This window comes from Halonotius aquaticus (assembly GCF_003605575.1).
Classification (GTDB): domain Archaea; phylum Halobacteriota; class Halobacteria; order Halobacteriales; family Haloferacaceae; genus Halonotius; species Halonotius aquaticus.
This window is the reverse complement of record NZ_QKNY01000018.1, coordinates 24,627-36,906: the sequence shown is the minus strand read 5'-3', so window position 1 is coordinate 36,906 and position 12,280 is coordinate 24,627. Positions and strand designations below refer to the sequence as shown.

Annotated in this window: 12 protein-coding genes; 6 read left to right on the top strand and 6 right to left on the bottom strand. The window is 63.3% G+C overall.

Going from position 1 to position 12,280, the window contains the following annotated elements:
* Positions 1 to 23: 23 nt before the first annotated feature.
* Positions 24 to 440: a hypothetical protein gene (locus DM826_RS09735; protein WP_233735764.1), complete on the bottom strand. Its 417-nt coding sequence runs from the start codon at positions 438 to 440 to the stop codon at positions 24 to 26.
* A gap of 116 nt (positions 441 to 556) precedes the next feature.
* On the opposite strand from DM826_RS09735, the gene DM826_RS09730 reads away from it, so the two are divergent.
* Positions 557 to 1,054, top strand: coding sequence for a metal-dependent hydrolase (locus DM826_RS09730; RefSeq protein WP_120103797.1), 498 nt, complete (start codon positions 557 to 559; stop codon positions 1,052 to 1,054).
* A gap of 5 nt (positions 1,055 to 1,059) precedes the next feature.
* Here DM826_RS09730 and DM826_RS09725 read toward each other — a convergent pair whose 3' ends face one another.
* The 3 genes from DM826_RS09725 to DM826_RS09715 all read right to left on the bottom strand — a co-directional run bounded on the left by DM826_RS09725 (position 1,060) and on the right by DM826_RS09715 (position 4,048).
* Entirely contained in the window at positions 1,060 to 1,740 is a 681-nt protein-coding gene (locus DM826_RS09725) for a hypothetical protein (RefSeq protein ID WP_120103197.1), read from the bottom strand.
* A gap of 137 nt (positions 1,741 to 1,877) precedes the next feature.
* Complete coding sequence (locus DM826_RS09720; RefSeq protein WP_120103196.1) at positions 1,878 to 2,951, bottom strand: glycosyltransferase; 1,074 nt, start codon at positions 2,949 to 2,951, stop codon at positions 1,878 to 1,880.
* Positions 2,952 to 3,079: 128 nt separating this feature from the next.
* A complete protein-coding gene (locus DM826_RS09715) occupies positions 3,080 to 4,048 on the bottom strand; it encodes a glycosyltransferase (RefSeq protein WP_120103195.1) in 969 nt (322 codons plus the stop codon).
* 137 nt (positions 4,049 to 4,185) lie between these two features.
* Here DM826_RS09715 and DM826_RS09710 point away from each other — a divergent pair, with 137 nt between their 5' ends.
* Both DM826_RS09710 and DM826_RS09705 read left to right on the top strand, forming a co-directional pair.
* Positions 4,186 to 5,559, top strand: coding sequence for a sulfatase (locus DM826_RS09710; protein WP_120103194.1), 1,374 nt, complete (start codon positions 4,186 to 4,188; stop codon positions 5,557 to 5,559).
* Positions 5,560 to 5,671: 112 nt separating this feature from the next.
* Positions 5,672 to 6,715: a lysylphosphatidylglycerol synthase transmembrane domain-containing protein gene (locus tag DM826_RS09705; protein WP_120103193.1), complete on the top strand. Its 1,044-nt coding sequence runs from the start codon at positions 5,672 to 5,674 to the stop codon at positions 6,713 to 6,715.
* A 19-nt stretch (positions 6,716 to 6,734) separates the two neighbouring features.
* On the opposite strand, the gene DM826_RS09700 is transcribed toward DM826_RS09705, so the two are convergent.
* Positions 6,735 to 8,336: a hypothetical protein gene (locus DM826_RS09700; RefSeq protein WP_120103192.1), complete on the bottom strand. Its 1,602-nt coding sequence runs from the start codon at positions 8,334 to 8,336 to the stop codon at positions 6,735 to 6,737.
* 286 nt (positions 8,337 to 8,622) lie between these two features.
* Here DM826_RS09700 and DM826_RS09695 point away from each other — a divergent pair, with 286 nt between their 5' ends.
* The 3 genes from DM826_RS09695 to DM826_RS09685 all read left to right on the top strand — a co-directional run bounded on the left by DM826_RS09695 (position 8,623) and on the right by DM826_RS09685 (position 11,425).
* On the top strand, positions 8,623 to 9,699 hold the full coding sequence (locus DM826_RS09695) for an AI-2E family transporter (RefSeq protein WP_120103191.1): 1,077 nt from the start codon (positions 8,623 to 8,625) through the stop codon (positions 9,697 to 9,699).
* 89 nt (positions 9,700 to 9,788) lie between these two features.
* Positions 9,789 to 10,463, top strand: a complete 675-nt coding sequence (locus tag DM826_RS09690) for an HAD family hydrolase (protein WP_120103190.1) — start codon at positions 9,789 to 9,791, stop codon at positions 10,461 to 10,463.
* Positions 10,460 to 11,425, top strand: a complete 966-nt coding sequence (locus DM826_RS09685) for a phosphotransferase family protein (RefSeq protein ID WP_233735762.1) — start codon at positions 10,460 to 10,462, stop codon at positions 11,423 to 11,425. The genes DM826_RS09690 and DM826_RS09685 overlap by 4 nt, the downstream gene beginning before the upstream one ends.
* A 115-nt stretch (positions 11,426 to 11,540) precedes the next feature.
* On the opposite strand, the gene DM826_RS09680 is transcribed toward DM826_RS09685, so the two are convergent.
* Positions 11,541 to 12,188, bottom strand: coding sequence for a hypothetical protein (locus DM826_RS09680; protein WP_120103189.1), 648 nt, complete (start codon positions 12,186 to 12,188; stop codon positions 11,541 to 11,543).
* Positions 12,189 to 12,280: the final 92 nt, after the last annotated feature.

Genomic DNA, 12,280 nt, shown 5'->3' with positions numbered 1-12,280 from the left:
ATAGCCGGCGATGCCGACGCCGACTACTCTACGTCGTGTTCGGCTGTCGGTGCCGTGTCCTGCGTTTCGTCTGCAGCAACGGTTACGGCCACGTCGCTTGGCTTGTGAGTCAGCGACACCGGATGGGTGGTGTGGCGGGCATGAGTCTCGGCCCACCGCCGGGCCGGCTCCTCGTCGAGATACTGTTCAGTCGCGGGACACCGATCGCAGTCGGCAATCCAGGGGGTTACGTCGTCGGGGAAATGGCCTGTATGCCGCTTGTGGTCGAGGGCGAACTGCTCGAAGGCTTGGTTGCCGGCATACAGCGCGTCAAGCTCGTACTCAAGGGCCCACGTACGATCGCACTGACTACACGTGACCGTCGGCGTATTGTCGGCGGGATCGGCGGCCTCGTCGACGGCGGCCGCAGGCCGGTCAGGATCGCGTGGCGGGTTCGACACGTCTCTGGTGTTGTGGGCTGTCCATTTGTATCTACCGAGCTACACTGATTGTGGGAGCCGTCGACACCGAAAACAAAACCACAACGACAAAACACGACGACGAAAACTGTCATTCAATGCCGGATCTGCTGACCCATGCGCTGGCCGCCTACACGCTTGCGGTGGGGTTGTCTGTCCGGTATCAGTGGTTGACGCCACCGTACGTGACCGTCGCTATGATGGGTGCGTTCATCCCGGATCTCACCAAGATCCGACTCCTCGTTCCATCGTGGCAGCTGGAGGCCTGGCTGGGGTTGCCCTTCGATTGGGGTGCGCTCCACACGGTCGGTGGCACACTGGTGTCGGTGCTGATCGGTGTCGCCGTCGTCCGCCGCACCGATCGACGGCGCGTGTTCGGACCGCTCGCCGTGGGTGCGAGTTCACATCTCGTTCTCGACTCGCTGTTGGCGTTTCCAGCCGGCCGCATGAAATTTGTGCTGTGGCCGTTGACGACCTATCGACCCGTTTTCGATGGGCTGTTTCTCTCGACGGATCGATGGCCGGTCGTCGTTGCTGCCGGCCTCGCGGCGTCGGCGTGTTATCTGCGATATTATCGTGGTTCTCCCGACGCGTAGTGTGGTCAGCCGACCGGTTCGAAGCGTGCCTCGTCGGCCAACTGCTCGGCAACGATCCGACGACCCTTCTCGACGTTGAGATCCCGGCCGCGGAGATGCCAGTAGGCGGTCAGCGCCGAATACGCCGCTCGCTCGTGGTGGGCTGTTACGAGATAGCCGTCGCCGTCAGTACACTCAAAGACCGTAATGTGGGTCTGCCACGTTCGCAACTGGAGTTCGAGCACGCCGAGCAGCCCTGAACAGACCGGCCCGCCGACATCGACCCAGCTACTGACCTCTCGCCGCCCATCAGGTAACTGTTTGTGCGACGCCAGGAGCCCGAAATGATAGCCGTTCTCTCGAAGCGTCGCCTCAAGCTCGTCCAGCGAGCCCTGCCAGGTGCCGACGGCCTCCGCTTCTGGGCGGATCGTGTATGTGGTGTAGAAGCCCCGATCGGTTGCGACCTGCTCAGCGTGCGGTAGCAGGCTTCGAATCCACCGAAATAGGTAGCTGTCGGCGAGAGCCGCGCCGGGTTTGAAGACGGCACCGATCGCGCCGAGCACGGCAACAACCGGCGCGAGGATCGTCACCGGCTCCTCGGGGTCGACGGTGTCGAGTGCGGTCGTCGTCACCACGATGTTGCGGGCTGAGGCGACCGCTGTGGCGACCGCCCGGAGGCTGACGGTCACCAAGGCACCGAAGATCATCCGGCGATCAGCGGCCGGCGGCGCGATGAGGCCGGGTCGCAGCCGGCGGGCGACGCGGCGCGGGCGAGCGTGTGCATACCCTATGTCGACTCGGGAATCAAATTAAGTGTTGTTCACTGTCCCGCCGCCTCGCGCGGTCAGATCGACGATGGGACTCGCTGGCGGTCATCGACAGCGACAGGCTCGCCGCGATAGATCGCTTCCAGATCATCGATCGTCCGATCGACCGCGAACCGCTCGACTGCGGCCCGCGTCTGACGGTCGGTGGTGAGACAGTCCTCGATCGCTGCCTGCATCTCATCGAGCTCACCATACTCGAAGCGCGCGCCGTTGTCGGGGCCGATTGTCTCCCGGAACGGCTGGACGTTGGCGGCGGCCACAGGCGTTCCACAGGCGTTGGCTTCCAGCGTCGATAGCCCCAGCGTGTCACAGGTTGAGGCGGTCACGAAGACATCCAGCGAACTGTAGAAGGTCGGCAACTGCTCTCGGGGGAGGAAATCACGAAACTCGACGTTGTCGGGGGCCTGCTGTTTGAGCTCCGGTCGTGCTGGCCCCTCGCCGACCAACACGTAGCGGTAGTCCGGTGTTTCGGCGGCGACCCGGAGGATCTCGTCGACGTTTTTCTTTTCTGTCATCCGGCCGCTGTAGCCGATGATCGGCCGGGAATCGGTAAACAGCGACTCGGATTGCGGTCTAAAGGTGTCTAGCTCGATGCCGACCGGGAGCTTCTCGTGGTCGACATCGCGCCTGATCTTTGAGGTTGAGGCGGTGACACAGTCGAACGACCGGAGAAACTGGGTTTCGTAGGCAACGTAGCCCTGTCCGACCACCTGTGCGAGCCCGTCGAATTTGAGCGCGCGGATGAGGTAGTCCTCGATCGGGGTGTGGTGAGTGTAGACGGATCGAAGATCGTGTTTTGCCGCATACCGCCGGCCCAACAGCCCTGTCGTTGCCGGGCCGTGGCAGTGGACGACATCAAGATCGGGCAGCGTCGACAGCCGCCGACCGATCGGCAGTCGGTAGGGGGCATAGAACGGGTTCGGCAGCGACGGCACCGGGTATTCGTTTGGCCCCGGCTCGTGGCTGCTGTCGGGGTAGATGATCGAGACCTCGTGGCCGCGGGCTTCCAGCCGCTCGCGCCAGGTCTTGATCGTGTAGGTGACGCCATCGATCCCCGGAAAATAGCTATCCGTAAAAAAGCCGATATGCATAGCGCGTTATCGGCTCATTGTTGTCATCCGGTTTCAATCTGCCGGCATCTTGCGGTATCCCCGCTGATCGACCGTGATAGACGGCTATCCGGGTCGATCGGTGATTGCGGGTGGTCTGCGGTATCGGCTCACGTTGGGTCGTCGAGGCCGGCCAACACCGTGTCGACAAATGCGGGCGCACCGTTGTCGTAGTCGGGTGCGACATCGCTTCCGACGTATTCTTCAACGCGGTCGATCACGCGGTCGACAGTCGTCGCCATCGAGATCCCGGTGAGATGCTTGGCCTCGGCGCGTTCGGCGAGGGCCTTCTGAAACGGCAGGAACGGATAGATCACACACGGCGTGCCGGCGACGACCGTGTCGGCGATCGATGAAAAGCCGGTACAGACGACGACATCGGCGGCGGCGGTGTACGGCGTCATCGTCGGCTTGGTCTCCCAATCGTCGTCGCCGACGGTGCGCACGTCGTACCCCTTCACTTCCAGTCGCTCCCGGAGTTCCCCAAAGTGGTCGCCGTGGCTGCCGGGATTAAGGAGTACGTCGTACGGTTCGACCGCCTCCTCGGGGTCGCCCTCCTGTGCCAGCGGTCCGACCCGGGTCGTCCCCTCGGGTGCGGGATCATCCGGCCACAGCGAGGTGACGATAATGCCCTCGGCAAATTTGAGGGAGACCTGATTGTAAAACGCCAGCGGTGGCCCCCAGACCGTCCCGAAGAGATCGGTCGTCAGATGGTCGATCCGGTAGAAGTCGATCCCGAGGCGAGCGGCGGCGAGGCCGGCAAACACGTCGTCGGTGATCAACACGTCTGGCTCTTCCTCGCGGAGCCACGCCGTGACCTCTCGCAGTCGTCGCACCGAGGAAGGAACCAGATCAAACAGCGTGTGTTCGAGGAACGCTTTCGGGGTGTTTCCTTCGACAGTAACGGTGGTGAACTCCGGCTGCTCGAAGCCGTTGAGATCAACGAACCGCTCGCCGGGGCCGCCGCCACCGATCGCCACCTCGATCCCCCGTGATCGGAACTCCTTGGCGACCGGGATGCTCCGGGCTGCGTGGCCCGCGCCGTCACACCAGTAGACGATTGCGACCTTCTCGATCATTCGCTGGCTGTGTCAATCCGCTCCGCGCATATAAGCCGCCCGTGAGAGTCCACGCCATCCGTCGTCAGCAACAACAGCTGTGGCTCCCTCGATCGCGGATCAGAGTTACTAATTACCCGCTGGGCGTAGCCGGGTGTATGACCGAGATCACGGGGCCGAAGAATGTCGTCTTCCTCGTGTTGGATTCCCTGCGGAAGGATCGGCTCTCTGCCTACAACGACGACATCGAGTTCACCGCCAATCTCGGGGCCCTCGCCGACGACGCTGTCGTCTTCGATGACGCCGTCACCCAGGCTCCGTGGACGCTCCCCTCCCACGCCTCGATGTTCACCGGGCGCTACCCGTGGGAACACGGCACAACCCACGCCCGGAGCTACTTCGATGGAAGCCACGAGACGTTCATTTCGGAATTCGCCGACGCCGGCTACGACACCGCCGCGATCACCTCCAACATCTGGATCACCCCACATAAGGGGATGACCGACGACTTCGATTTCGTCGAAAACTTCCTCGGCACCGCCGACAACACTATCAGCCAGCGACTCTCAAAACTCTCGACGAAACTGTACGACTCGCTTGGGACGCTGCCGAAACGTGTGATCGGCCGGCAACTCGATCGGGCTTTCCGGCTGTTCGGCGTCGACGACTCCTGTAAATCCGAGGAGACGGTCGCCGCGGTTGAATCCTATCTTGACGCCCAACCCGCCGACGATCCCTTTTTCTGCTATGTCAATCTGATGGAGCCCCACGAACCGTACCACCCGCCAGCCGAGTATCTCGACACACACGGCGTGGGCGATACCGCTGACATTCCCCAGCGACAGAAGGATCTGTTTACGATGGACGACCCCGACTTCGATGCGCTCCGGCGGATCTACAACGCCTCTGTCGACTACACCGACGACCTGGTTGGCCGAATCACCGACAGCCTTGCGGCCAATGGCGTTGCTGATGACACCGTCGTCGTCGTCCTCTCTGATCACGGCCAAGCCCTCGGCGAGGACGACGGCTTGTTCGGCCACCAGTTCACGACGATCGATCCCGTTATCGAGACGGTTCTCTTCGTCGATCATCCCGACCTTGCGGGCACCCGTCACGACCAGCTGTTTGAACTCCGGCGGCTTCACGAGCTTGTGCCGTACTACGCCGGCCTTGCGCCGGAACCCGACGAGATATTCGCCGACACGGCTCGCGGCGGCTGTCAGTTCCCGGAGAACTTCACGGGCTTCATTCCAAGTGACGCGTGGGACGAATACTACCGAAAACACCGGTATCTCATCCGCGATGGCATCACCGTCCGCAAATCTGTCAGCGAGCACGGCGACGCGCGGTATCAGGCCCTCGACCGCGAGACGGGTGCGGCCGTGGCGCTCCCCGATACACTGCGGGCAGCTATCGACGACATCGACGCCGGAGCCGACAGCACAGCCGAAGGGGGCCCGCCTGATGCGGCAGCCTCCGAGGCCGACGAGGAGATCCAACAGCGACTCGAAGCCTTAGGCTATCGGTGATGTCCGTCTAATCTAAGTGGCTCCCCTGTGTTTGCCCAGCCACCGAATGCTTGCCACCGCCCTCCACACTGTGGTCGCCACGCCAACCCCCTCTGGGGAGGTCGCCTGATCGATGTCGCTCCCGGGCCGTCCCGACTGGTCGTGGCAGGAACTCGGCTGGTATGCTGTCACCCTGCTGTTGTTTGCCGGGCTGTTATATTTCGCTGACACCCGCGAGTTCCTACGTGCGATCGCTCGTGTCGACCGCTCGACCTTTGGGATCGCTGTCGCGGTTGGCCTCTCGTCGCTGTTCGTTTGGGCGTGGGTCTGGCACCGGTTTTTCGGGCAACTGGGGATCACCGCCACCGCCGCGAAAACGGTTCGGCTGTTCTTTAGCGGCCACTTCCTCAACTCGATTACGCCGCTGGGACAGTTCGGCGGCGAGCCAGTGATGGCCTACATCATCGCCGATACAACCGACACGGAGTATGAGGGCGCGCTGGCGGCGGTCGTCTCCTCGGATATGGTGAACGCGGTGCCGTTTTTCACCTTCACGATCGGCGGGGTTGTCTACCTCTACCTGTTTGGTTCCCTGCATGGCTTTCTGTTCGATGTTGGCTGGATCGCCCTGCTGATTCTGCTGGTTGGCGGCGGCCTGGCCTACCTCCTGTGGTCGCCCGATGGAACCCTCGGTCGGGCAGCATTGGGCCTCCTTTCGGCGATCGAACGCCGAGTGAGTTGGGGTGAGGGCGTCCTGCAGTCGTTGCAGGATCGCGTGCGCCGAACCGAGGCTCTCTTCGAGCGGGCTGGCCGGGATCGGACGTTTCTGCTGACGACCATCGCCGGCTCACATCTTGCGATCGTCGCCCAGATCATCTCGCTGTATGTCGTCTTTCTCGCGATGGATCTTGAGCCAACCTTCGTTCCGCTGTATTTCATCGTCAACCTCTCGACGATCGCCACGCTGTCGCCGACGCCCGGCGGGAGCGGCACCTACGAGGCCGCCTTCTCGTGGCTCATGACGCTGTTTTACTCGGTTGACCTAGCGACAGCGTTGACGGCGGCGGTGTTGTTCCGGCTGACGACATACTGGCCGGGACTGCTTGTCGGCTTTCTGACGCTGCTCACGCTCGATCGCGAGGGTGATGTCGAGCCACCACAGGACGCCGAGTTGTAGATTGGATTTCTCCGGTCGATTACAGCCATTCCGCAAACGAGTCGGTGCTGCGGCTTCGCCGGATGTACTCGTGTTGCATGCCTTCGATTGCGTTCTCGAAGCCATCGCCGTCTGCGAGTCGCTCCCGAACCTGCTGTTTCTTCCACGCACTCGGCGTCAGACCAGCATCCACCCGCGCTTCGATCGGCGCGAGGTAGTCGTCGATGGCCTCGCTGGATAGCCCGCTGATCTCCAAGCCGTGGCGGGCGTACTCGAACAGCTCCGCGAAGATTTCATCGCTGTCGGCGGTCTGCTCGCCGTCGGCGGTCACCCACGCCAACTCGGCGTCGATCCCGTCGGCCATCGCCGCATAGAAGCTCTCCTCGGCGGCCGCCCAGGGTAGTGTCGTCAGCGGGTGATCGGCGGCAACGAGGCCGCGAACCCCGCCGACGACAAGCGCCTGTAGCCCGACGATGTCGGTCACCGTCGGCTGGGTTGGGATCGGACGGTACTCGATGCGCAGCGAGTGGGTGTCGTTGGCGTCGTCGATGTGGTCGCCGCCGACCACACAGCGCAGCCACCGCCAGTAGGTACCGCGTTTGTGGGTGAACTCCCAGAGCCGATCCGCGAGCGTCTCGCGGTCGTCGTCGGCCAGCCACTCCCGGAGGAACGGTGCGTAGGGGTCGTCCGCCAGGACGCGATCGACGATATCGGTCGTGGCCTCGATATCTTGCGGCACCCTGACTTTCGCGTGGGAGGTCTGATTGACCGACTGCTCGAAGACTGCGATCCGGAGTTCGTGTGGTGTCTCGTCGACGACGGCTGCCGGATCGCTCCCGTCGTAGAACTCGGCCGGCAAAAACGGCGAGTTTGTCGACAACGCAAGCACCGGCCCGAGGGTTCGGATCGCGGTGTTGTAGTAGGCCGGGAACTCCTCGGCCGAGGGAATCTGTAGGTGTGGCTGGATTGAGGTTGCCAGCGATTCGAAGAGGATTGAGGGAAAGGTGGCCTCGACGCCGGGGGCCGAAAACGGGATCTCGCCGTCGGCGTGGGCGAGGGCATCGTTGTCGATGGCGACATAGCGAGGGTACTGCCGCATGTTGTCGGCAAACACGACGCTATCGCGCTCTTCAGTCGCCGAGAGGTAGGCGGCAGCCCCCTCCGCCGGCGGTACCGTCCACATCGCATCGAGAACGATCTCTTTCTCGTGGTCGTCTGCGGCCGCCCGCGCCGCCGCGGTTCGCTCGCGGATCTCATCGGCTTGGGCAGCGAGGCCGGCCTCGCTGAGCAGCGTTGGATCGGTGTTGATTTCGATATTATGGAGGCCGAGTTCTTTGTTGGCTGCCGGTTCCTCGAAGACGGTCGCCGGGAGGCGAGCAAGGTGCGGGTGGGAGGTGTCGCCGGCACCCACGTCATCGACGGCTGTGGGCTGTCCACCGTCACTGACAGCCTCGTCGCCGGTCACCGCGTAGGCTTCCAGTTCAAGCCCGACCGCGAAGTCGGCGTTGTCAAACTGTCCGTCGTTGATGGCGGTGCGAAGCCACTCGGCTTGTTCCTCAAGTCGCTCGCGGAACGTCGCCGCTGTCTCCGGGCTGAGCGACTGGGTGACCAATTCGACGGTGCGTGCCTGCTCGTCGGTCATCGCATGCTGCTCCTCTTGAGGGTCGCCACGACGCAGGTGGCAGATGGTCGCTGTGAGACGTCCGTCATTGGCTACTATGGCAAGCGAACGGCAGGTCGTGGCATAATTCTTGCTGCATTGATGGTCGATATCGTTCGGTTTCCCACCTGGTGGCGTTGTATCCGATGGCTGCGAACACCTGGTGTCGAGTCGTTTCACGCTGATCGCGACTGGTTGCACACCACCACGGTGTCGATATCGGCGCGATGACACGCTGTTTATGTAGGATCACCGATAGCACCCAGATATGAATGAGAAACGCGTCGTTGTCGCCGCCTTCGGGATCGGGGTGGCCGCGATCATCGGCTATCTCATCTCTCGGTTCATTGCCGCCTTCACGATCGCCGTGTTTCTGTACTACTCCTCGCGTGGGTTCTATCACAAGCTCAGTCGCGTACAGCTCTTGAATCGGTTCGGGATGCCGCGACAGCTTCGGGCGCTCACGACGATCTCACTGCTCGTGGTGCCCTTCGTACTGTTGATCAGTTATACGATCGTCCTACTCGTCTTCGAAGTGCGGAACTTCGTCCAAACCTACCCCGTGATTGAATCGGTGCCCGACAGCGTGGCGTGGTTTGAGGGGGTCAACGAACTTCCTGCCCTGACGTTCAACGGGCTCATCAGTGCGTATCAAGCCGGGCAACTGGAGCCGTTCATCCAGTTCGGCGTCGACCACGCGTCGTTCGCGACGAGCCTCGTCAGCGGGCTGCTGTTGAACCTCTTTATTATCGCTGTCGTCACCTACTACCTGCTCATCGAGGGGTCGACGTTTCGGGCGTGGCTGCTCCGGTTCGATGACGACGATCTTGCCCGCGAGTTTTTCGAGGCCGCTGATGACGAGCTGGAGGCGGTGTTGTTCGGCAACCTGCTGAACGTGATCGTGATCTCGCTGATCGGGGCTATCGTCTTCATGGGATACAACGCCGTGGCACCCAGTGCGGTCGAGGTGCCCTACCCTGTCTTATCCGGCGCGCTGACGGGGATTGCGAGTCTGATCCCGGTGATCGGGATGAAGATCGTCTACGTCCCGCTGACGCTCTTCGCGGCTGTCCCGGTTGTCCTCGATGGACAGTACCCGCTGTTGGCGTATCTCGTCGGCTTCCTCCTGCTTGCGGTTGTTGTCGTCGATACCATCCCGGATATCGTCCTCCGACCGTATCTGAGCGGCGACCGAACGCATGTCGGATTGCTCATGCTGGCGTATATCTTCGGCCCGGTCGTGTTGGGATTTTATGGCCTGTTTTTTGCCCCGATGGTGTTGGTGATCGCGCTCACGTTTGCCGATACGGCACTGCCGCGGCTGCTCGGTGCTGATCCAAGGTAACACGCGACTACCCAGTTTTGGTGTCGACGCCCCACTACGTGCTGTGGTGTCGACGCGAGGTTTTTGTTCCGCTCGCACCACCATCACCTGTGGCACCGTTTGACGCGGTCTGCTTCGATCTTGACGGCACGCTGTGTCAGAATACACAGGACACCCACGCGATGTATGAGCAGGCCTTCGACCGGGCTGGCGAACCGCTCGTCGGCGAGCCAGCAGCCCTCTGGGCCGCGCTATCTGGCCCGCCGGATCACGACGATCCGGTCGGCTACTTCGCGGCAGGGTTTGCTCGTGTGGCCGCCCAACACGGCCGTCCCGATCTCGACACGCTCGCTGTCGCCCGCGCGCTCCGCTCGGTGATCGACGACCGCGCCGTCGGGCTCCGCCCAGGTGCGACCGATGCACTTGACGCGGCATCGGCTATCGGGCCGATCGGCGTTATCACCAATGGGCCGAAAGCTCGCCAGCAGACAAAACTCGATGCGTTGGGGATCGTCGATCGCTTCGAGACAGCCGTCTACGCGGCGGAGCTTGCTCGCTCGAAGCCCCACGCCGAGCCATTCGAGCAGGCTGTTTCCGACCTTGACGTTGCTGCGGAGCGAACGCTGTACGTCGGCAACTCGTTGGCCTATGATGTGGCTGGTGCCCAAAACGCCGGGCTGCCGGTCGCGTGGCTGTGCGGCGACGACGAGCGTGGCGACTACGACCCGGAGTATGTGATCGACTCGCTCGCGGAGTTGCCAGCGGTCCTGCGGGGTGAGTCGTGAGCGACCCGCTGGTGGCACAGACGTTTGGCGATGACTCAGTTCGGGCCGCGGCCGAACTCGCGCTCGGAGCACTCAGCGAGTCGCCGACAGCCCTCGAATTGATCACCCGTGGCAACCGCAAGGAGACGGCTGTCGCGCGGTTCCCGACCCGCGGGCCGGTCGTCGTACAACTGTCGACAGAGCCGATGTGGCTCCGTACCGAGGCGGCACTACTCGAAGAGATCCGACAGCGTACGTTCGTGCCGGTGCCGCCCGTGTTGGCGGCGGGTAGCCACGAAGGGGTTGCCTATCTGCTCACCGCCTACGTGGCCGGCAGCGACCTCCATGCGTCGTTTTCAACGGTTGACCACGCGATGCGGTGTGATCTCGCTCGCTGGTTTGGGCGCGCACTCGCCCGCCTGCATGAGGCCTTTCGATTCGATGCTTGCGGTCGGCTTGAACGCGGCGAGGCGGGGCTAACCGCGAGCCAGCAGGACTGTGCGGGGTGGGTTGCGGGCTACGGCAGCCGCGCTATCAGTCGGCTGCCGTCGGCATTTGATGATCTCACCCCCGACCTTCGAGGGCTGCTTGCGTCATCGCCGGCGACCGACCGCACGCCGCGGCTGTTCCCGTGGGATTTTCGGCCTGGCAACGTCTTAGTCGCCGACGGCGCAGTGACGGCTGTCGTCGACTGGGAGGCCCCGCTGGCGGCCCCGCCCGCGTTGTCGGTCGCCAAAGTTGAATACCTCGTCGCCGACTGGTACGTCGACGATCTCGAACCGCTGCGGGCGGCGTTCAGGGAGGGGTATGCGTCGGTTCGAGAGTACCCGTCGATTAGTCCCGCCCATCGCGCCGCCGCGATCGCCGCCAGTGCGGTCGACTCTGAGGGTCGGGTGACGAACCCACAGTATCCACCGGTTGACCGCGAGGCGGCGATCGCGTTCCACCGGGACGCGCTGCATTCGGTGTTGGCGACCGCCTAAGACGACGGTGAAAGCCGGATACAGGAACGATTGTCTCCGGTGGATGTGGCCATCACCGCACCGTGTGGTTGCTGCGAGCAATCGGAAGACAGACTCAGGACTGGTTTCACCGTGGCTACTCTACCACGATCGAAAACCCCCACGTCGCTGAGTCGTCGGTCTCGGCGTCGTCGCCGGTGAGCGAGATCGTCGTTTCGAAGCGGTACTCACCGACCGGGAGACAGCCGTCGGCCTCGGTCGTCGCATACAGGTCGACGGGTCGGCTGCTCGAACCGCCGCCTGCGATCTCGATCGTGCGGTACTCCTCGGTCGTGACGATCCCCTCGGTGAGCCGCCAGCAGTCGGCCTCGGCGGGGTAGCCGTCATCGCCCGCGGGCGGCAAGAGCGTCAGGAGTCCGCCGTCGGCGGTCACGTACTCGAAGTGGACGGCTCGGCCCTCGCCGACGCTGACAGCCGCATCGCTTGTGTTGGTGAGCGTCGTTCGGAGCTGTGGGGGATGGTCGGCTGTGGCAGCCTCGCGGACGACCGCGACGGCTGGTCGGATCGGGAGGTCGGGATCGTCGTCGGTCGCGCTGATGGTGACTCCCGGGCCGCCAGTGCCTGTGGGACGGGTTTCGTTGTCGCCGTCGGTCGCGTTGTCTGTCTCGTTGTCAATCGGGGTGTCCGGCCCGTCGTCGGGAACGGTGCCGATGCAGCCAGCAAGTGCGGCAGGGATGGCGCTCCCGCCCGCATACCGGAGGTAGCGTCGTCGTGTCGTAGACATACGGTGAGAGAGGTCGGCGAGCTATGTAACCGTATCTGCTGGCGTGGGGGTGACGACCGCGCGCGGCGAAACCGTTTAGCGTCCGTGTCGGC

Bases quoted from the DNA above. Each gene is read 5' to 3' on its own strand.
- DM826_RS09700 (WP_120103192.1), bottom strand. From the start codon at position 8,336: ATGACCGACGAGCAGGCACGCACCGTCGAATTGGTCACCCAGTCGCTC.
- DM826_RS09715 (WP_120103195.1), bottom strand. From the start codon at position 4,048: ATGATCGAGAAGGTCGCAATCGTCTACTGGTGTGACGGCGCGGGCCAC.
- DM826_RS09730 (WP_120103797.1), top strand. From the start codon at position 557: ATGCCGGATCTGCTGACCCATGCGCTGGCCGCCTACACGCTTGCGGTG.
- DM826_RS09725 (WP_120103197.1), bottom strand. From the start codon at position 1,740: ATGATCTTCGGTGCCTTGGTGACCGTCAGCCTCCGGGCGGTCGCCACA.
- DM826_RS09720 (WP_120103196.1), bottom strand. From the start codon at position 2,951: ATGCATATCGGCTTTTTTACGGATAGCTATTTTCCGGGGATCGATGGC.
- DM826_RS09705 (WP_120103193.1), top strand. From the start codon at position 5,672: ATGTCGCTCCCGGGCCGTCCCGACTGGTCGTGGCAGGAACTCGGCTGG.
- DM826_RS09710 (WP_120103194.1), top strand. From the start codon at position 4,186: ATGACCGAGATCACGGGGCCGAAGAATGTCGTCTTCCTCGTGTTGGAT.
- DM826_RS09695 (WP_120103191.1), top strand. From the start codon at position 8,623: ATGAATGAGAAACGCGTCGTTGTCGCCGCCTTCGGGATCGGGGTGGCC.
- DM826_RS09680 (WP_120103189.1), bottom strand. From the start codon at position 12,188: ATGTCTACGACACGACGACGCTACCTCCGGTATGCGGGCGGGAGCGCC.